The 21,865-nt window shown below is 32.7% G+C and carries 18 protein-coding genes; all 18 read right to left on the reverse strand.

All coding sequences use genetic code 11. The annotated features are described in order from the left end of the window. Nucleotides 1–101 precede the first annotated feature (101 nt). On the reverse strand, nt 102–380 hold the full coding sequence (locus LQ694_RS13635; protein ID WP_164960679.1) for a hypothetical protein: 279 nt from the start codon (nt 378–380) through the stop codon (nt 102–104). Between the two features lie 25 nt (nt 381–405). Next, nucleotides 406–1,014 carry an orotate phosphoribosyltransferase gene (pyrE, locus tag LQ694_RS13640; protein ID WP_058612445.1) on the reverse strand — a complete coding sequence of 203 codons (609 nt, stop codon included), beginning with the start codon at nt 1,012–1,014 and terminating at the stop codon, nt 406–408. A 5-nt stretch (nt 1,015–1,019) separates the two neighbouring features. Then, the gene (pyrF, locus tag LQ694_RS13645; RefSeq protein ID WP_218696699.1) at nt 1,020–1,712 is read right to left on the reverse strand and encodes an orotidine-5'-phosphate decarboxylase; all 693 of its coding nucleotides are present in this window, start codon (nt 1,710–1,712) and stop codon (nt 1,020–1,022) included. A 1-nt stretch (nt 1,713) separates the two neighbouring features. Then, nucleotides 1,714–2,640 (reverse strand): dihydroorotate dehydrogenase, encoded by a 927-nt coding sequence (locus tag LQ694_RS13650; RefSeq protein ID WP_049319174.1) that lies wholly within the window; start codon nt 2,638–2,640, stop codon nt 1,714–1,716. Beyond that, nucleotides 2,637–3,395, reverse strand: a complete 759-nt coding sequence (locus LQ694_RS13655) for a dihydroorotate dehydrogenase electron transfer subunit (protein ID WP_096791323.1) — start codon at nt 3,393–3,395, stop codon at nt 2,637–2,639. The genes LQ694_RS13650 and LQ694_RS13655 overlap by 4 nt, the downstream gene beginning before the upstream one ends. A 13-nt stretch (nt 3,396–3,408) precedes the next feature. Then, nucleotides 3,409–6,582, reverse strand: a complete 3,174-nt coding sequence (gene carB, locus LQ694_RS13660; RefSeq protein WP_159314573.1) for a carbamoyl-phosphate synthase large subunit — start codon at nt 6,580–6,582, stop codon at nt 3,409–3,411. After that, nucleotides 6,575–7,675 (reverse strand): carbamoyl phosphate synthase small subunit, encoded by a 1,101-nt coding sequence (locus tag LQ694_RS13665; RefSeq protein ID WP_231493036.1) that lies wholly within the window; start codon nt 7,673–7,675, stop codon nt 6,575–6,577. Before LQ694_RS13665 ends, carB begins: the two co-directional genes overlap by 8 nt. 1 nt (nt 7,676) lies before the next feature. Then, nucleotides 7,677–8,951, reverse strand: a complete 1,275-nt coding sequence (locus tag LQ694_RS13670; RefSeq protein ID WP_048542460.1) for a dihydroorotase — start codon at nt 8,949–8,951, stop codon at nt 7,677–7,679. Continuing rightward, complete coding sequence (locus LQ694_RS13675; RefSeq protein ID WP_096791320.1) at nt 8,939–9,841, reverse strand: aspartate carbamoyltransferase catalytic subunit; 903 nt, start codon at nt 9,839–9,841, stop codon at nt 8,939–8,941. Before LQ694_RS13675 ends, LQ694_RS13670 begins: the two co-directional genes overlap by 13 nt. A 19-nt stretch (nt 9,842–9,860) precedes the next feature. Beyond that, nucleotides 9,861–11,162, reverse strand: a complete 1,302-nt coding sequence (locus LQ694_RS13680; protein ID WP_048542456.1) for a solute carrier family 23 protein — start codon at nt 11,160–11,162, stop codon at nt 9,861–9,863. A gap of 145 nt (nt 11,163–11,307) precedes the next feature. Then, nucleotides 11,308–11,835, reverse strand: coding sequence for a bifunctional pyr operon transcriptional regulator/uracil phosphoribosyltransferase PyrR (gene pyrR / locus LQ694_RS13685; protein WP_196968191.1), 528 nt, complete (start codon nt 11,833–11,835; stop codon nt 11,308–11,310). Nucleotides 11,836–12,050: 215 nt separating this feature from the next. Continuing rightward, nucleotides 12,051–12,974, reverse strand: a complete 924-nt coding sequence (locus tag LQ694_RS13690) for an RluA family pseudouridine synthase (RefSeq protein WP_049319184.1) — start codon at nt 12,972–12,974, stop codon at nt 12,051–12,053. After that, nucleotides 12,971–13,450, reverse strand: a complete 480-nt coding sequence (gene lspA / locus LQ694_RS13695; RefSeq protein WP_037587555.1) for a signal peptidase II — start codon at nt 13,448–13,450, stop codon at nt 12,971–12,973. Before lspA ends, LQ694_RS13690 begins: the two co-directional genes overlap by 4 nt. 186 nt (nt 13,451–13,636) lie before the next feature. Beyond that, nucleotides 13,637–14,575 (reverse strand): hypothetical protein, encoded by a 939-nt coding sequence (locus tag LQ694_RS13700; protein ID WP_096791318.1) that lies wholly within the window; start codon nt 14,573–14,575, stop codon nt 13,637–13,639. A gap of 24 nt (nt 14,576–14,599) precedes the next feature. Further along, the gene (locus tag LQ694_RS13705; RefSeq protein ID WP_218696700.1) at nt 14,600–16,690 is read right to left on the reverse strand and encodes a trypsin-like serine peptidase; all 2,091 of its coding nucleotides are present in this window, start codon (nt 16,688–16,690) and stop codon (nt 14,600–14,602) included. Nucleotides 16,691–17,103: 413 nt separating this feature from the next. Further along, nucleotides 17,104–18,030, reverse strand: a complete 927-nt coding sequence (locus LQ694_RS13710) for an LPXTG cell wall anchor domain-containing protein (protein WP_218696701.1) — start codon at nt 18,028–18,030, stop codon at nt 17,104–17,106. A 288-nt stretch (nt 18,031–18,318) separates the two neighbouring features. Next, nucleotides 18,319–21,069 (reverse strand): isoleucine--tRNA ligase, encoded by a 2,751-nt coding sequence (ileS, locus tag LQ694_RS13715; protein ID WP_058612435.1) that lies wholly within the window; start codon nt 21,067–21,069, stop codon nt 18,319–18,321. A 201-nt stretch (nt 21,070–21,270) separates the two neighbouring features. Next, complete coding sequence (locus LQ694_RS13720) at nt 21,271–21,855, reverse strand: DivIVA domain-containing protein (RefSeq protein WP_025904594.1); 585 nt, start codon at nt 21,853–21,855, stop codon at nt 21,271–21,273. Nucleotides 21,856–21,865: the final 10 nt, after the last annotated feature.

Raw genomic sequence — 21,865 nt, forward strand, 5'->3', positions numbered from 1 at the left:
ATTTTAACAAAGGTTTTCTGCAATTCATACAATTTTCTGAATATTCATGGTTATATATAAAAAACTGCTGAAAAATTGAATATCAATTTTTCAGCAGTTTTTTACTTTTCTTCATGTTGATCATCAAAGAATCCTTTTGTTTCTAATTCTTTTTTGATACTTTTGAATATATTTTTGTCGCCTAAATCATATCTTCTCTGTCTATTCACGTTTGTGTTATTTGAATAACCTGTACGTTCGTACATATTTTCGTCTCTTACTTCATAGTGATTAAAGTCAGGTTTCGCATTAGAATCTTTTTTAAGAAAATCATTAATATGTCCCCATTTTTTTATCTGCTCTTGTTCTTCGGCTGCAGATAATTTATGTTGGCTTTCCATAAAGACCCCCCTTATCTTGACTTTATTATAAAGTATCTTTCCATGCTTTTAAAGTTTTTATATCTTTGTTTTCGATATAACCTTCTTTTTCAGCTACTGAAATCAGTTCATCATAATTAGACAAAGTATAGAATGGAACATTGATTTCTTTGAAAGCTTCTTCTGCTTTGTTAATACCATATGTAAAGATTGCAAATACCCCTAATACTTCCGCGCCATCTTCAATTAAAGCTTCCACAGCATTAATTGATGAACCACCTGTTGAAATTAAATCTTCAATTACAACTACTTTTTTCCCTTTGCTTAAAGCACCTTCGATTTGATTGCCTTTACCATGACCTTTACTTTTAGATCTCACATAGCTCATCGGTAATTTTAGTTGATCAGCAACAAATGCTGCATGTGGAATACCTGCTGTTGCCGTACCAGAAATAATTTCAACATCTTGAGCATGTTCTTTAATTAATTGAATTAAACCTTGATAAATATTTTCTCTAATTTCAGGATATGCTAATGTCACTCTATTATCACAATAAATCGGTGATTTTATGCCTGAACTCCATGTATATGGGTCCTCAGGTGAAAGTGTTACAGCTTTAATTTCTAATAATGATTGTGCAATATTTTGAGTCATATGAATTATCCTTCCCATCTTTGTAATATTTCGTGATATCTTGCTACTGGATCTTCATGTTGCGTAATTGAACGACCTACTACTATATGTGTTGAGCCTAATTTTTTAGCATCTTCTGGCGTTGTCACACGTTGTTGATCATGTGTCTTATCAGATTCTAAACGTATACCTGGTGTCACTTTCAAGAATCCTTCACCGATATGGTCTTGAATTAAAGTAGATTCTAATGGTGAACAAACGACACCATCAAGTCCTGCTTCATGTGCCATTTTTGCATAGTGCACGACTGATTCATTGATGGATGATTGAATATTTTGTTCATCTTTCATTTGTTGTTCTGTAGTAGAAGTTAACTGAGTTACAGCTATTAACTTAGCATTAGGATTTGTCTCACGTAAGCCTTCAAGTCCAGCAGCCATCATGTTTTTACCACCTGCTGCATGCACATTAATTAAGTCGATATTGAGTTTACCTAATCCTTTTAATGCGCCTTTAACAGTGTTTGGAATGTCATGTAACTTTAAATCTAAAAAGATATCATGACCTCTTTGTTTAATTCGATTGAATGTATCAGGACCATTTTGCAAATAAAGTTCCATACCTACTTTTACAAATAGGGGTTCATTAAATAAATCTAAAAATTGATTAACTTCATCTAGAGTTGCAAAGTCTAATGCAATTATCGGTGTATTCTTCATGTTATTTGACAACTCCTTGTTGGTTATAAGTTCTACCTTTAAGTTCTGTAATATGTTCAATACCTAATTTGTCGAGTAATGTAGGTAATTCATCAATAATATCTTTACATACTGTTGGATTTTCAAAGTTTGCTGTTCCAACTGCTACTGCATCAGCACCAACTGAAATATAATCAATGACATCTTGAGCCGTTCTCACGCCACCCATTGCGATAATTGGAATATCAACATGCTGACTGACTTCATATACCATTCTTAATGCAACTGGCTTGATTGCTGGACCACTTAGTCCGCCTATAACATTGCTTATGATTGGTTTTCCAGTCTTCGCATCGATTCTTAATCCTACTAAAGTGTTGATCATCGTAATACCATCAGCGTATTCTGCAATAGCTTTCGCCATTTCTACAATGTTTGTTACATTAGGAGATAACTTTACATACACTGGTACTTCTGAAACAGCTTTTACTTTTCTCGTCAGTTCTTTAGCCACTTCAGGTACAGTACCGAATTGAATTCCACCTTCTTTAACATTTGGACATGAAATATTCAATTCTAGTGCATGAACGTTTGATGCTTGTGAGATATGTTTGGCTACGTAAACATATTCTTCTTCAGTAGAACCTGCTACATTAGCAATAATGGGTACATCATATTGTTCAAGGTATTTCAATTCGTGTTCCATAATATGGTGAACACCTGGATTTTGAAGGCCAATCGCATTAATCATACCACTTGCAGTTTCAGCCACACGTGGCGCTTCATTACCGTATCTTGCAAATTGAGTTGCCGCTTTAATCATGATTGCGCCAAGTTCTGATAAATCATAAAACTGACTGAATTCTTGTCCGAAAGCAAAGCATCCACTTGCTGGCATGATTGGATTTTTCAAATTTAATCCTGGTAGCGAAATATTTAATCGACTCATATGATGACAGCTCCTTTTTCAAATACGGGACCGTCTGTACAAACTTTGACATAACCCGCTTCATTATCAGTATGGCAAACACATGCATAGCAAGCACCGATGCCACAACCCATACGTTCCTCGAGTGAAATATAACCTTTCACATCACTTAATTGAAGTGTTAAAGCTTTCAACATTGCTTTTGGTCCACAGCTGTAAAAAATATCGAAGGGTGTGTCTAAATTTTCAATAACAGTTGTAACAAATCCTTTAGTACCAAGCGTTCCATCTGCAGTTGCAACATACGTATCACCTAGCGCACTAAATTCGTCTATATAAAATGCATCTTTAGCACTTTGAAAACCTAATACGTGAATTGTCTTTATACCTCTAGCATTGAGCTGTTTAGACAATTCATACATAGGTGGCACGCCAATACCACCTCCGACTAGTAAGGCAGTATTTTGCGCTTCATCAACTGGGAATCCGTTCCCTAAAGGTGCAATCACATCAATTGGATCGCCTTGTTTTAATTGTGAAATCAATTCTGTACCGTGTCCTTCTCTTCTAAAAAGCATTGTAAATGTTTCTTCTTCACGGTTCACTTCACAAATTGAAATTGGTCTTCTCAACATATGTTCAGTTCCTGTACCAGCTTTAATATGAACAAACTGTCCAGGTTTTTTCATAATTTTCGTAAGATTTCCACGTACTTTTAATTCAAAAATAGCATCTGCTATTTGATTATTTGATACAACTGTCATTATCTCGGACATTATAATCCCCCCACTACATTTGTTCAGTTCTAAATGTCATACTTTCCACTACATCTGCTAAAGCATTTGCCGTATCGAGTGATGTTAAACATGGTATACCATTTTCTACTGATTCACGTCTAATTTGGAATCCGTCTCTTTCGTATACTTTACCTTTTGTCATTGTGTTGACCACAAGTTGTACTTCACCTTTTTGTATTACAGATAGCAAGTCATGTTCGCCGCCTATTTTACCAACCGTATACACTGGGATGTCATGTTCTTTAAAGTATTGTGCAGTACCTTCAGTTGCAAAAATTCTATAACCAATCTCATGAAATCTCTTAGCGATTGTTAATGCTTCTGCTTTATCTTTATCACTTACAGTAAATAATGCTGTACCTTGATCTTGTACTTTTAAACCACTTGCTGTTAAACCTTTATATAATGCTTTTTCTAAAGTACTGTCTTTACCCATTACTTCACCTGTCGATTTCATTTCAGGTCCTAATGTGATATCAACATTTTTAAGTTTATTAAAGCTGAATACTGGTGCTTTAACATATACACCTTCTTTATATGGTGCTAATCCACTTTCATATCCTTGTTCTTTCAACGTGATGCCTGCAATTGCTTTAGTAGCAATCTTAGCCATTGGAATTTCAGTAATTTTACTTAAGAATGGTACTGTACGACTTGCTCTTGGATTAACTTCCAGTACAAATACTTCTCCTTTAGAAAGCACAAACTGAATATTGATAAGTCCTACTATGTTTAAGCCTTTTGCCAATTTCGTTGTGTAATCAACTAGTAAATCAATTTCTGCATCCGTTAACGTTTGAGGTGGATATACGGCAATTGAATCACCTGAATGGACACCCGCTCTTTCAATATGTTCCATAATACCTGGGATGACAACAGTTTCACCATCTGAAATTGCGTCTACTTCAATTTCTTTACCTGTTAAATAACGGTCAATCAGTACTGGATGCTCTGGGCTTGCTTTAACTGCTTGTTCCATATAATTTCTCAATTCAGGTTCAGCATATACAATTTCCATCGCTCTTCCACCTAGTACATATGAAGGTCTTACAACAACCGGATAACCAATTTCATTTGCGTTATCTATCGCTTCTTGAACTGAAGTCGCTGTTTTACCTAATGGTTGTGGTACATCAATTTTTTGTAATAAAGCTTCAAATTCTTTTCTATCTTCAGCTCTGTTAAGATTTTCAAGCGTCGTACCTAATATTTGAATACCTTTTTGTGCAATTTTATCTGCTAAATTGATTGCTGTTTGCCCACCAAATTGAACGACTACGCCTTTAGGTTGTTCGTGATTAATGATACTCATCACATCTTCTTCAGTCAGTGGCTCAAAGTATAACTTGTCAGATATCGAGAAGTCTGTTGAAACTGTTTCAGGGTTGTTGTTAATAATAATTGCTTCATAACCCGCTTCTTGAATAGCCCATACAGCATGTACAGTAGCATAATCAAATTCCACACCTTGTCCAATTCTAATTGGACCTGATCCTAATACGATGATTTTTTCTTTTTCAGTGACTATAGATTCATTTTCTTCTTCATAAGTACCGTAGAAATATGGTGTTTCTGATTCGAATTCTGCCGCACATGTATCTACTGTTTTGTAAACTGGGTTAATACCATGTTCTTGTCTTAAATCATATATGTCTCGCTCTGATTGTTCCCATCTATGTGCAATGACTTTATCACTAAAGCCGTATTGTTTCGCCCATAATAATGCGTCTAAATCGCTTTTTTTCTCTTTTAAATCGTGTTCAATATCGATGATGTGTTTGAATTTATTCAAGAAGAAATAATCAATTTGAGTTAATTCATGTATTCTTTCAAGTGATGTACCACGTCTAATTGCTTCGCCAATAAAGAATAATCTTTCATCATCTTGTGCTTTAATTCTCTCTTCAATAAAATCTAATTCAAATTCATCGCCATTTGGTAAACCTAAATGATGCACACCATATTCTAATGAACGAATCGCTTTTAATAATGATTCTTCATACGTTCTACCTATTGCCATGACTTCCCCAGTTGCTTTCATTTGTGTACCGAGATGACGTTCGCCTTTTTCGAATTTATCAAAAGGAAATCTTGGTATTTTAGAAACAACATAGTCTAGTGCTGGTTCAAATGCTGCATATGATGTACCTGTTACAGGATTTAACATTTCATCTAAAGTCATACCGATTGCTATTTTGGCAGCTAACTTCGCAATTGGATAACCTGTTGCTTTTGAAGCTAATGCTGACGACCTTGATACACGAGGATTAACTTCTATTATGTAGTAATCGAGTGATTTTGGATCAAGTGCTAATTGTACGTTACATCCGCCTTCAATTTTTAAAGCACGAATAATTTTGAGAGATACATCTCTTAACATTTGATATTCTACGTCTGATAATGTTTGACTTGGTGCAACTACGATTGAGTCACCTGTATGAATGCCAACTGGATCGATGTTCTCCATGTTACAAACTACAATGGCATTATCATTTTTATCTCTCATCACTTCGTATTCAATTTCTTTGTAACCTGCGATGGATTTTTCTAATAAACATTGTGTTACCGGGCTGTATTTCAAGCCATTTTGAACAACTTCTCTTAGTTCTTTTTCATCGTGACAAATTCCGCCACCAGTACCACCCATCGTAAACGCAGGTCGCACGATTAGCGGGTAGCCAATTTCGTTCGCGAAATTTAAAGCCCCTTCAATATCATTCACGATATCACTTTCAGGTACTGGTTCATTTAATTCATTCATAAGTGTACGGAATAAATCTCTATCTTCAGCTTGTTCGATTGAAGATAGTTGTGTACCTAATAAACGTACGTTATTTTCTTCTAATACACCATTTTCGTGTAATTCAATTGCCATGTTCAAACCAGTTTGTCCACCTAAAGTTGGTAACAATGCGTCTGGTTGTTCTTTACGAATAATGCGACTCACAAAGTCTAAAGTTAAAGGTTCAATATATACTGTATCTGCTATTTCAGTGTCCGTCATAATTGTTGCTGGATTAGAGTTTACGAGTATTACACGATAACCTTCTTCTTTTAATGCTAAGCATGCTTGAGTGCCTGCATAATCAAATTCTGCAGCTTGACCTATAATGATTGGGCCAGAACCAATTACTAAGATGGATTTTATATCAGTTTGTTTAGGCATTGATTGTACGCTCCTTCGCTTTATGTAATTTAATTATTTCAATAAATTCATCGAATAAATAGTTTGAGTCGTGCGGTCCAGGTGATGCTTCTGGATGATATTGTACTGAAAATGCTGGATATTTTTTATGTCTTAATCCTTCAATTGATTTATCATTTAATGCGATATGCGTCACTTCTAAATCAGTTTGTGCAATAGACGCTTCATCAATTGCATAACCATGGTTTTGACTTGTTAAATCTACTTTTCCAGTTTGTAGATTTTGTACTGGATGATTGGCACCTCTATGACCAAATTTCATCTTATAAGATGTTGCACCTTGAGATAATGCGAACAATTGATGTCCTAAACAAATGCCGAAGAATGGTATTTTGCCGACTAGTTGTTTAATTGTTTGAATGGTTTCTTGCACACTTTCAGGATTCCCTGGTCCATTTGAAACCATTATGCCATCTGGTGAGATATTTAGTATTTCTTCAAATGATGTTTGATATGGTACGACTGTTACATCACAGCCTCTTCTATTAAGTTCTCTCACGATATTTTCTTTTTTACCGTAATCAATTAATACAACTTTATAGCCATCACCTGTTGAAATGTATGGTCTAACTGATGAAACTTGTTCAACTTCGTCCGTTCTTAACGATTCAGTATTTAAGCGCTGAACAAGACTTTCTATTTCATCAACATTATCAGTAAATCCAGCTTTAAGGACACCGAATTTTCTAATTTTACGTGTTAAACTTCTTGTATCAACACCTGAAATACCTGGTATATGATAAAATTTTAACGTTTCATCTAAAGACTTACTTGATCTAAAGTTACTTGGGTAATCACAAGCTTCTCTCACAACAACACCATTTAAAGTTGGTGTTAATGATTCAAAGTCATCTCTGTTTATCCCGTAGTTACCAATAAGCGGGTAAGTAAATGTAATAATTTGTCCAGTATAAGATGGGTCTGAAATGGTTTCTTGATAACCTGTCATTGCTGTATTAAAAACAATTTCTCCAACTGTTAAATCATCTGAACCTAATGCATAACCTTTATATGTTGTACCATCTTCTAATACTAAGTATCTTTTATTTTTCATCTTATACTTCCTCCTTGAAGACAATTTCTCCATCACAAATTGTTAGAATTGGATATCCTGAAACGACTTCTCCTATAAATGGTGTGTTTGTACTCTTAGAAGCAAACTCTTCTGCTCGTATCGGTCTTTCTGTTTCCAAGTCTATAATAGTTAAGTCAGCGTAGCTTCCTTCTTCTAATCGACCATAAGGTAAGTTAAATGTTTCACTTGGCTTCGTTGTTAAAAATGCAACAAGTTGTTCTAATGTAAATTTACCTGTTTTCACAAAGTGCGTATATAATAATTGGAATGCTGTTTCGCTTCCTACTATTCCGAATGGTGCATCAATCATTGACACTTCTTTTTCTTCTTTAGCATGTGGTGCATGATCTGTTGCGATGCAATCAATTGTTCCATCTATTAAACCTTCGATTAAAGCATCTCTATCTTCTTTCGCTCTTAAAGGTGGATTCATTTTGTATATCGCATCGTCACCTGGTACGTCATCTTCTGTAAGTAATAAGTGATGTGGTGTAACTTCAGCTGTTACTTTAATGCCTGCTTTTTTAGCATCTCTTATGACACGTACACTTTCTTTTGTAGACACGTGACATACATGGTAATGACAATTTGCTGCTTCAGCTAATAACACGTCTCTAGCAATTTGTACCGCTTCGCAAATTGAAGGAATACCTGGAATGCCAAGTTCTTCACTTCGTTTACCTTCATGCATTGCACCACCATAAATTAATGAATTATCTTCGCAGTGTGCTACGATTGCTTTATCAATTTTAGCCGCTTCTTTCATAGCTTCGTACATCATTGAAGCTGTTTGTACACCTACACCATCATCAGTAAATTGGAACATGCCTCTATCTTTTAATGCTTTGAAATCAACATGTTCTTTACCAGCTTGTCTTACTGTAATTGATGCATAAGGTAAAACTCTTACCACTGCATGCTCATCAATGATTTTGTGAAGACGATCTAAATGTTCAACTGAATCTGGGACAGGCTTTGTATTAGGCATTGGACAAACTGTTGTAAATCCACCTCTTGCTGCTGCTTTAGTACCTGTTTCAATTGTTTCTTTATGTTCGCCACCAGGTTCTCTTAAATGTACATGTACATCAACAAATCCTGCTGAAATAAAATGTCCTTTCGCATCAATAACTTCTTGATTCTCTACTTCTATATAATCATCTATTTTTTTAATTTTGCCATCTTCAATTTCAATTTCCTTGTTAACTAATTGACCTTCTAATAAGATTTTTCCATTTTTGATTATAAGTGACATTTTACTTTTTCCTCCTTGTGATTAAGTACATCATGTATACATGCCATTCTAATGAACACGCCGTTCTCCATTTGTTTAAAAATTCTTGATTTCGAACTTTCTACAAGTGAAGTATCTATTTCAACACCTCGGTTGACTGGTGCTGGATGCATGACGATTGCATTGTCATGAAGTTTGTTATATCTATCTATCGTCAGTCCGTATGCATTGTGATAGTCTTCTTTACTAAACGTTGTACCTGAATCATGTCTTTCATTTTGCACTCTTAACAACATACATACATCTACTTCATCTATCACATCATCAATTTCTACATATGGTACATCTGAAAAATTACATTTCCATTGTTCCGGTGCTGAGAACATTACTTCTGCACCAAGTTTCGTTAAAGCATCTGCATTACTTCTTGCTACTCTTGAATTTTTTATATCGCCTGAGATTAAAATTTTTAATCCTTCGAAGTAACCGTACTCCTCATATATTGTCATAATATCTAGAAGACTTTGAGTCGGGTGGTGGCCACTTCCATCTCCACCATTTAATACTGGAATATTAAGTCCTTGTAATGTGTCATAATATGCATTTTCACTATGTCTAATGACTAATGCGTCTACACCAATAGATTCTAAAGTTTTGCAAGTATCATATAAAGATTCACCTTTTTGAACAGATGAAGTACTTATTTCAAAAGGAATGACTTCTAAACCTAATTTTCTTTCAGCCATTTCAAAACTACATTTTGTTCGTGTTGAATTTTCAAAGAATAAGTTTGCGACCGTCATGCCTTTACCAAAAGTTTCTGCACCATTTTCTTTAATGTCTTGTGCTTTCGTTATAATTTTCATGATGTCGTCTTTAGTTAAATCAGTCATTGTTAATAAATTTTTCATATGACACGCCTCCTGAGAATTATTTTATTTTCTTTGGCAATATAAGATTGAGCAAGATACCTACTGTTGCTGCTAAAGCCATACCTTCAATGTTTAAATGTATGCCAATACCTGTGAAGTCTAAATGTGCTTTACCGATTCCTAATACGAGAATGACAGAAGCAATGATCAAGTTACGGTTGTCACCGAAGTCGATATTGTTCTCCACCAACATTCTCAAACCACTTGAAGCAATGATTCCGAATAATAGTATGGAAACACCACCCATAACTGGTGTTGGAATTGTTGAAATCATCGCTGTGAATTTACCAACAAATCCTAAGATTAGTGCAAGTACTGCTGCACCACCGATTACCCATATACTATAAATTCTTGTTATGGCAAGTACTCCAATGTTCTCGCCGTATGTCGTACTTGGTGGCCCACCAATAATTGAAGCCATCATCGTTGACACCCCGTCTCCGATTAATGAGCGGTGTAAACCTGGATCTTTGAAGAAGTTCTTACCGACAATTTTATTGATGACGATTTGATGACCGATATGCTCACTAACCGTTACAAAAACGATTGGCAGCATGATTAAGATAAGTCCCCATTGTAGCGATGGTGTGTAATCATGAAACGGTAAGTAAATATCAGGCATTTGAATCCATTTTGCTTTTGAAATCGGCGCTAAGTCCACAATTCCAAATAATAATGAAGATATATATCCAACAATAATTCCGATAAGTACAGGAATGATTGATAAGAATCCTTTGAAAAATACTGAAACGATAATTGTAGTAATTAATGTGATGAGTGCGACTGTAATGTAAATGCCACTATAGCCTTTCATTGCATTTGAATCTGTGTACATCGCCATGTTTACTGCTACCGGTGCTAATCCAAGTCCGATAACCATGATAACCGGTCCAACTACGACTGGAGGTAACAGATTAAGCAACCAATTCGTGCCAGTAACCTTTATAATCAATCCGATAATGACGTAAAGAACACCACTCATAAATAATGCGACAAGCATTTCACCAAGGTCATGTGTCTTGAGCCCGACAATAATTGGTGTTATGAATGCAAAGCTCGAACCGAGATAAGCTGGTATCTTTCCTTTCGTTATCAGTATATAAAGTAGCGTTCCTAAACCTGACGCAATGAGTGCTGCTGAAACAGGTAAGCCTGTTAAAAATGGTACAAGTACCGTTGCTCCGAACATTGCAAATAAATGCTGTGAGCTTAAGAAGAACCATTGTGATGCTTTAGGTTTATCATTAACATCTAGTATGGGTTCTACTGTTCGTTTAAACATTTCTTCATTTTGTGACATTTCCATTCTCCTATTCAAAAAAAGATCCCTTTACAAGATATGCAAAGGGATCTATGTATACAGTGATACCTATAAAGGTATAGTTATCTCCTGTAACCATATAAGTTCCTTTGCCAGTCTCTCGTACTGATTTAAAAGGATTTATTTAATTTAATTTTACTGCTGTTTGTTGGTCGAACTCTTCTAATTCAACGACAACTGATTCATTAGATGATGTTGGAACGTTCTTACCTACATAATCTGCTCTAATCGGAAGTTCTCTATGACCTCTATCAACTAAAGTGGCTAAACTTATTTTTCGTGGTCTTGCGTGATCTAATATAGCATCTAATGAAGCTCTAACAGTTCTACCTGTATAAAGGACATCATCGACAATAATGACATGCTTATCATTAATATCTACATCGATATTAAATGATTTCACTTTAATCGTACCTTGCTGATTCTCAACATCGTCACGATAATGTGTAACATCAATTTCTCCAGTTGGTACTTGAACTTGCTCGATGTCTTGGATTTTCTGCTCAATTCTGTTAGCAAGAAATACACCTCTTGTCTTTACGCCTAACAAGACAATATCTTTAGTACCTTTGTTCTTTTCAAGTATTTCATGTGACATTCTTGTTAATGCTCTGTTTACAGCAGCATCATCCATGATTAACCTTTCAGCCATATTCAATCTCCTTCCACAAAAAAATACTCACGTCTTTAGAAGACATGAGTATACACTAGTACCATACAAAGATGGTCTACACGCTCATATTATGTCTTCTCAGCCTCTCTGGACTGTCTGTTAAAGACGCTTTAATTGTTAAAACAATAATATCGTTTTTTTCATATGATGTCAAAGTTTAAATAAAATTAAATAAGTATTATTACACGTTGTACTTATTTTTTATCTTCGCGATTTCTTAATTTCTCTAATAATGTTTCAAAATACTCTGGTAGTGGTGCTTCTTTTTCAATATATTCACCAGTAACTGGATGTTCAAATCCTAATAATCCAGCATGTAAAGCTTGTCCACCAATGTTCATTGTTTTCTTCGGTCCATATTTAGGATCGCCTACTAAAGGAAAACCAATATGTTTCATATGCACTCTGATTTGGTGAGTACGACCAGTTTCTAACTGACATTTAACCAATGTATATTTTTCGAACTTTTCAATTACATTAAAGTGCGTCACAGCTTCTTTACCATCATCCACAATCGCCATTTCTTGACGTTCTTTAGGATTTCTACCAATTGGCGCTTCAATTGTTCCAAATTCGTGAGGTATATTACCGTGTACAAGTGCTGTATATTCTCTTGTCACAGTTTTATCAACTAACTGTTCAACTAATCCTCTATGTGCAATATCGTTCTTAGCAATCATTAATAAACCAGATGTATCTTTATCTATACGATGCACAATACCAGGTCTAATTTCACCGTTAATACCAGATAAATCTTTAATTACATACATTAATCCGTTTACTAACGTACCTGTATAATGGCCAGGTGCTGGATGCACAACCATACCTTTAGGTTTATAAACGACCGCTACATCTTTGTCTTCATAATAAACCTCAATACCTAAATCTTCTGCGACAATATCAACTTCTTCTATTACTTTTTCAGTTGCAACAATCACATCATTAAGCTTCGTCTTATAATTTGCTTTAATGACTTTACCATTTACTTCAACTAAACCTAATTTAATCCAATCTTGTATTTGATTTCTTGACCAATCTGGATTCAAATCAGGTAATAATTTATCAATTCTTACACCAATTTCATTTTCTGTCTCTATCTTAAATTCAAATGTATTCAAGCTTTTTCCTCCTTGCCCTCAAATAAAATCACAATTATCAATACAATGACACCTATCGTTAAAGCAGCATCTGCTACATTAAATATCGGGAAATTATAGCTGAAAATATATGTATCAACAAAATCAACAACTTCTCCTCTAAACAAACGATCTATAAAGTTACCAATTGACCCTGCAATTAATAAACTTAGTCCAAGTTGAACATCAGGTCGTCCGTATCCTTCATTCTTAAAGAACATAAATAAAATAACAAGCACGACAATTGTTACGATATAAAATAACCACATTTTTCCTTGTAAAATCCCCCAAGCAGCACCTTGGTTTCTATGAGATGTAATATATAAAAAATTACTGATAACCTTTATAGACTCACCCACTTCTAAAGATTTAACAATTAAAAATTTAGTAAGTTGATCAAGCGCGATTAATATAATAATAAAAGTACTCCAAATCGGTACATTGTAACCTTTACGCATCTACTTTCCACTCCAATCTTGATTATTTTACCACATAACACGACCTAATTGTTAATATGATCTTTTAAATTACACATCTAATTCAAACACCTCATCACACATATTTTCTTTTATAACCAAGAAAATATAAACAAAATAAAAAGAGATCAAGCAACAAAAATTGCTTAATCTCTTATATTAATTAAATTATACATTAGACATACGAGTTATTCTATAAATACCTAATAATGATATAACTACACAAGTAAATAACAAAGTACGGAATAATGTATTTTCACTTTCACCCGTCTTAGGTAATTCTTTTTGTTGTTTATCTGATTTATTATCTGCAGCTTTAGCTTTACTATCAGTACTCTTAGCCTTTACATCTTTATTATTATCTTCTTTTTTCACATCAACTTTTTTAGAAACATTAGAAGATTGAGGTTCAGACTTTTGATTATTCACTGCTACTTTATTTTGATCATTAGATTTATTATTAGCTACAGCTTTATTATCTGAAACGACCTTATTTTGATCAGCAGTATCTTTCTTATCAACTACATTACTCTGAGTATCAGATTTTTTATCAATCTTAGCATTATCTTTAGCCGGTTGGTCTACTTTAGTAGGAACATCTTGTTTTGGTTGGTCTGATGTAGACTGATTGTCAGTAGTGTTTTTATTAGGCTCTGTTTGATCATTTTTAGGTTCATCTTTTTGGTCATCTGCTTTTTGATCATCAGATGTATTATCAGACTTAGGATCGTATGTTACACCATCTAATGGTCTAGGGTGTTCGCCTACGAAAAGGTCATTTACTTTACCTTTAGATTTATAGAAATCATAATATCCCCATTGATCCCAAATGTGCTTATATTTAGGATTTAATTCATTCGTTGGCACACCATCCTTATAAATAAAAAAATCTACTGGTTTTGCATCAATTTCTAATATTTCACCACCCTGTTCAGGTACAGTCATTGAACCGTCAAAGTTCACACCTATTGGGGATCTCATTCCTCCATTATGAAACACATACTTCACAGGTTTGTCTTGTTTCATTTCTTCTGCATTAACTTTACCTATTAAAGGTGTTGTTACTGTTGTACATAACAATGTTGATAAAAGTATTTTCTTTAACATAGTTTTCGCTCCTTACTTAAATATTTATAGTACTTTTACTGCTTCCTTCTCGATATAACCAATCCATTTGTCTTTATTATCATATAATGAGTAGTAAATTTTTCCGTTACTTAATTTATATAAACATTTAGAATGTAGTTTTTTGTTTATATAATTCTGCGATTTGTTCCTTATTGTATCAAATAAGAAATTATAAAAATTATATTTAGTACTTATAATTTTTACATCTTTATTGAAACTTTGTGGTACAACTTTTTCAGTAGCATTTATATTCAAAATCCCTAAATAATTATCCTTACTATCATAAATTTTTAAATACGTTCGATTATTATTTTTATCTTTATAGATACCTTTAGCATTAAATACCTTGTGATAAATAGATTTTGTATCTAAATTTTTCTTACCAAAGAAATCTCCCCATACAGTATAATTATTCTTTATAATTTCAACACGTTCATCATAAGGTTCAAATTTAATTTCATTAACGTCTTTGTTTAATACATATCCTTGCCATTTATCATTTTTATCATATAAAGAATTGATTATTCGATTATTTGGTAATCGGTAAGTATATTTCACTTTATAATAACTGTTGAAAGATAATTTAGTATCTGTTTTTACATCTTCAAATAAGTTTCTAAAATGTTTTATATTTTCTTTTTTTAGTTGTACGCTTAAATTAGTTGCAGTAGCATTAATTTCAGTTATATCATTAATGTTTATAAATCCAATAAATTGATAGTTCTTATCTTTAATTAATAAATATTTACCACCTAGAGAATCTGTATATAAATTTTCAGCTTTATATACTCTGTCTAAAATATCCTTATCATTTTTATATAGCTCATTGAAATTTAAATCTTTCCATACTTTTGCATTTTTTTCATTGATATAAATATATTTATTAAAATTCTTAATCTTTAATTCATTTTTCCATTTATTTATAGTTTCTATATTATTGCTTGTTAATCTAAGCCCTAAATTAAATTTATAACTATTTCGTTTGTCAAAACCATTTGTATGAATCGCAATTACCTCTTTATTTTCATTAAATATAGGGCTACCGCTTTGGCCACCTTCAGTATCTAAATCATAGAATATGTTATTGTTAGTCACTTTAACAATTTTCCCAGAACTGTAATATTGATAACCAATCTTTATATTTTTATTTTCTTCACCTGGATATCCGGATGTAGAAATATAATCATCTAATTTTACTTTGTCATTTAATTTTAACTTTCCAGTAACACTACCTAGCGGTTTATCTAATATTAATAAAGTCATATCATAGTAAATATTTGGACTTTTTACCCATTCTGATAGTACATATGTCTTAATTACCTTCGCAGTTCCATAAATCGCAGTGTCATTTTTATACCCAGCATGAACAAGTATATTTTTAATTTCTTCTTCCTTATTTTTACTAGTTATAACATGCGCAGCTGTCAATACTGCATAATCATCTAACATAAATCCAGTACCGCTGTAGTAACGACGATCATCTATATAGGACTTAATAAATACTATAGATCTGTTAGGCATTTTACTTATATCTTTTACAATTTTCCTATCATCCTGGCCAATTATAGATTCATCTACATTATTAATAGATTCATTTTTTCCTTGATTAACTTCTATCTTTTCTAATGATAAACTACTTTTTTCATCATTGAATTTTTCTTCTCCACTACTTATATTCTCACTTGATGAACTTTCGCTATTTTCAATTTCGGCATTAGCTTTTTCGATTGAATTGTTTTCTGGTTGTGTATTTTGTATTTCTGAATTATTCTCGTTATTTTCATTGTTCTTTACATCATAATTATTTTCAGATTCCACTGCTGTGGCACTTGTACTAATATTCGGTTCTTCATTTTCAACATCTTCAACATCTTCAACATTTTCAACATCATCATTTGTATTATTATCTGTTTCTAAATTTGTATTCAAGTCTTCATTTTCATATTTATCAATATTAGAAATATTACTTTCCTTTAAATTACCATCTGAAATTTGTTGATCTGATTGATTACTTTCTTCTGCAAAAACTTGATTACTAATTATTGAGATGTTGATTAAAAACAAAAATGTGATTATTAAAATAAACTTCTTCATCATACACCTCTTTTTTCACAATATTCAGAAAATACAATCAAAAAAATTTTAATCTAATATTAGGGGTAAACATAATCAAGCAAAGCTAATTTAATAAATTAAACGTAAAATGTTGATGTAATCCACAATTATGATTCTCTAGTTACTTAAAATTAAATTATCACTCCTTTTCAAATTTTAACCTTCATATAACTTTCTTATATTTCGGTTTATATTTTTATCGCCTATACTTTATCTTTATTGAAGAAATTTATACCTCAGATTAATTAAGGATATTATACAATGTAAATTTTTACCATTCAATATATTTTTTAAATTTATTGTATTAAATTATGCCTCATAGAAAAATTATTAGATATACTTTTTCCCACAAAAAAACTCACGAGATTTCTATCTCGTGAGTTGCTTTTATATTAAATGTTAGCTTTTCGCTTAAATCTATATATACCTAATAATACAACTACACAAGTAAATAACAAAGTACGGAATAATGTATTTTCACTTTCACCCGTTTTAGGTAATTCTTTTTGTTGTTTATCTGATTTATTATCTGCAGCTTTAGCTTTACTGCTAGTATCCTTAGTCTTTACATCTTTATTATTATCTTCTTTTTTCACATCAACTTTTTTATAAACATCAGAATATTGAGGTTCAGACTTTTGATTATTCACTGCTACTTTATTTTGATCATTAGATTTATTATTAGCTACAGCTTTATTATCTTTATTTGTATCAGATTTATTTTGATCAGTAGTATCCTTCTTATCAACTACATTACCCTGACTATTTGATTTTTTATCAACTTTAGCCGGTTGTTCTACTTTAGCAGGAACATCTTGTTTTGGTTGGTCTGACTTAGATTTATTATCAGTATTGTTTTGATTAGGCTCAGTTTGATCAGATTTAGGTTCATCTTTTGGATTATTTACATTGTTATCATCAGAAGTTTTATCAGACTTAGGAATAAACGTTACACCATCTAATGGTCTAGGATGCTCTCCAACGAATAAATCAGCAGTTCGACCTTTTGATATATAAAAATTCATATATTCTCGTTGATTTTTTATATGATTATATTTAGGATTAACTTCTTTTGTTTCAACTCCATCTTTATATACATAATAATCATTAGGTTTTGGTGCGACGACCTCTAATTCAGTTTCTTCTGGTATAGTCATAGATCCATCAGAATTAATATAAATAGGACTAGCTTTCCCACCAGATTTGAACACATATTTCACTGGTTTGTCATGTTTCACTTCTTCTGCATTTACTTTACCTATTACAGGTGTTGATAGTGTTGTACATAATAATGTTGATAAAAATATTTTCTTTAACATAAATTTCTCCCCTTTTGAATACAAATATAGTATTTTAAATTTTTAACCTTCATATAACTTTCTTATATTTTGGTTTATTTTTTTATCACCTATACTTTATCTTTATTCAAGAAATTTATACCTCAGATTAATTAAGGATATTATACAATGTAAATTTTTACCATTCAATATATTTTTTACATTTATTGTATTAAATTATGCCAGATATAAAATGCGTTAGATATACTTTTTTCTACAAAAAAACTCACGAGAAATCTATCTCGTGAGTTCGTTTTATGATTATTAAATTTATACTAAAGTTTTAACAACAGCTTGACAGCGTGGGCATAGGTTATCTAATTCGCCTACTGAGCCTAGTTCGTCTGAATAGTTCCAACAGCGTTGACATTTTTCTCCGTCAGCGTGTTTCACTTTAACTTTCACATATTCATATTCTTCACCGTCTGTTAATTCATCAACGACATCTACTTTAGATACAATGAATAGTTGTTGTAAGTCTTGGAATTGACTTAAGAATTCAACTGTATCAAAGTCTTCTGAATTTGATAATGTGATGTGTGCTTCTAATGATTTACCGATTACTTTTTCATTACGTGCAACTTCTAATGCTCTGTTAACATCGTCTCTTAATTTCATCAGTTTAGACCATTTTTCCACTAATTCTGTATCAACTTCATGTGGGTTTGGCATATTTGTTAAATGAACACTTTCTTCTTCAACATGTGGAATATGTCCCCAAATTTCATCAGCTGTATGTGGAATGATTGGTGCTAAGATTTTAGTTAATTTAACTAATGTTTCATAAAGTACTGTTTGCATACTACGACGTTTTAATGAATCTACTTGTTCGATATAAAGGATATCTTTACCATAGTCTAAGTAGAAGTTACTTAATTCTACGTTAATGAAGTTTTGAATATCTTGATAAATATCTAGATAGTCGAATGCTTCATAGTGAGATAATGTACGGCCAATAAATTGATTTAATCTATTGTGCATATACTGATCGATTTCAAGCATATCTTCGTATTTCACACTATCTGTTGCTGGATTGAAATCATTCACATTACCTAATAAGAAACGGAAAGTATTTCTAATTTTACGATATACATCAGAAGTTTGTTTTAAGATGTCGTTTGAGATACGTACGTCTGCTAAGTAGTCTACACTACTTACCCATAATCTTGCGATATCAGCACCCATTTGTTTAACAATTTTATCAGGAACGATAACGTTACCTAATGATTTACTCATTTTCTTACCTTCTCCGTCCATTACGAAACCGTGAGAAAGTAACATTTTGTATGGTGAGATACCTTTAGTTGCTACTGATGTTGTAATTGATGAGTTAAACCAACCTCTGTATTGGTCACTACCTTCTAAGTAAATATCAGCTGGGTATGATAATTCTGGACGTGTTTCTAACACACCTCTATGTGTTGAACCTGAATCGAACCATACGTCCATAATATCTGTTTCTTTAGTGAATTCACCATTTGGGCTACCTTCATGCGTAAAGCCTTCTGGTAATAAGTCTTTCGCTTCTCTTTCAAACCAAATATTTGAACCGTGTTGTTCGAATAGATTTGCAACATGATTAATTGTTTCTTCAGTCATGATAATATCGCCATTTTCAGCGTAGAAAACTGGTAGAGGTACACCCCATACTCTTTGACGAGAGATAACCCATTCTCCTCTATCTCTGATCATATTGTAAAGACGTGTTTTACCCCAATCGATTTTAAATTTCGTATCATCAATTGCATCTAAAATATCTTGTCTTACTTTACTGATTGATGCGAACCATTGTTCAGTAGCTCTGAAAATAACTGGTTTTTTAGTTCTCCAGTCATGTGGATATGAGTGTTTGAAGAATGTAAGTTTTAATAATGCGCCAACTTCGTCTAATTTTTCTGTGATATTTTTATTAGCTTTATCATAGAATAGACCTTCAAATTCTCCCGCTTCTTCAGTGAATACACCTTTATCATTAATTGGACTAAGCACGCCTAGACCATATTTTTGACCAACGATATAGTCATCTTCACCGTGACCTGGTGCTGTATGAACACAACCTGTACCTGCATCAGTAGTAACGTGGTCACCTAAAATTAATAATGAAGTACGATCGATAAATGGATGTTGAGCTGTTGCATATTCTAATTCAGCTCCACTGAATTCTTTATCAATTGTAATTGTTTCTTTATTCCAGTCTAATGCTTCACAAACTGAATCAAGAAGTGCTTGGGCAACAACGTATTTTTTGCCTTCTACATTTACTTGTACGTAGTTCAATTTAGGATTAACAGCGATTGCTAAGTTTGATGGAATTGTCCATGGAGTTGTTGTCCAAATAATAAATGCTGCATCTTCATCTACAACGCCTTTACCATCTACTACATTAAATGCTACATAGATTGAAGGTGATTTTTTATCTTGGTATTCAATTTCAGCTTCAGCTAATGAAGATTCACTTGAAGGAGACCAGTAAACTGGTTTTTTACCTTTATAGATTAAACCTTTAGCAGCCATTTCACCAAATACTCTAATTTGTGCCGCTTCAAACTCAGGTTTTAACGTAATATATGGATTATCCCAATCACCGTTTACACCTAAACGTCTGAAATCAGCTTTTTGTAATTCAATTTGTTCTAATGCAAATTCTTTACATTTTTCTCTGAATTCGGCAACTGACATTTCTTTTCTTTTAACACCTTTGTTTGTTAATGCTTGCTCAATTGGTAAACCATGTGTATCCCAACCTGGCACGTAAGGTGCATAATATCCAGACATTGCTTTTTGTCTAACGATGATATCTTTTAAAATTTTATTTAAAGCGTGACCCATGTGTAAATTACCATTAGCATATGGAGGACCATCATGAAGAATAAATGGTGTATTACCTTTATTTTTTTCTAAAATTTTATTGTATAAATCTTTCTCTTTCCACTCTTCTTGAATTTGTGGTTCTTTATTTGGTAAACCACCTCTCATTGGAAAACTTGTTTTAGGCATAAGTAACGTATCTTTGTAATCCATAAGTCTTAATCTCCTTCTTAATAAAAATAATATAAAAAAACTCTAAGCTGAAATAATAGGGACGACATACATCGCGGTACCACCCTTATTAACTCAACTTAGAGTTCACTCATTAAACATATATCATATTCGCAAACAGGTGATACCTAAAGAAATGAATTTATTAGGCTCTCACTATCCCTAACTCGCTTCTCAATTCGTTTATTCTTCAGACTTGTCCTCTTCACTTTTAACTGCTTGATTATTTATCTGTTCTTGATTATTTTCTTCTTCTTTGTTCAAAATGTCAATATTTTCTTCAGTAACTTTTTGTTGATCGACATCATAGTTAAGTAAATAATCCCAATCTTCATTTTTCAATAAATCTAATTGCGCTTCAACTAACATGCGGAAACGTGAACGAAAGACTTTTGATTGACGTTTCATATCTTCAGTTTGGAAACTGATATGACGCGCTTTTTGAAGTGCATCATTAACGATTTGATCAGAACGTCCTTCTGCTTCTTTAATAATAGCATCTGCTTTTAAAACAGCAGTATGTTTCGTTTCTTCACTTGTTTTTTGCGCTTGTAATAATACGTCAGAGATTGTATTTTCGACTGCTTTGAATCGACTAATATTCTCTTCTTTATCATCTATAATACTTTGTAAATGCGCTTTATCTGATTTTAATTTTTCAATTTCATCACTTAAAGTTTGTAGATATCCACGTACTTCAGTTTCATCTAATCCTTTATGAACTCTACTAAATTCTTTTTGTTTGATTTCCTCTGGGGTAAATGCCATAAGTTTTCCT

Source organism: Mammaliicoccus sp. P-M58 (assembly GCF_022386165.1).
Lineage (GTDB): Bacteria > Bacillota > Bacilli > Staphylococcales > Staphylococcaceae > Mammaliicoccus > Mammaliicoccus sciuri.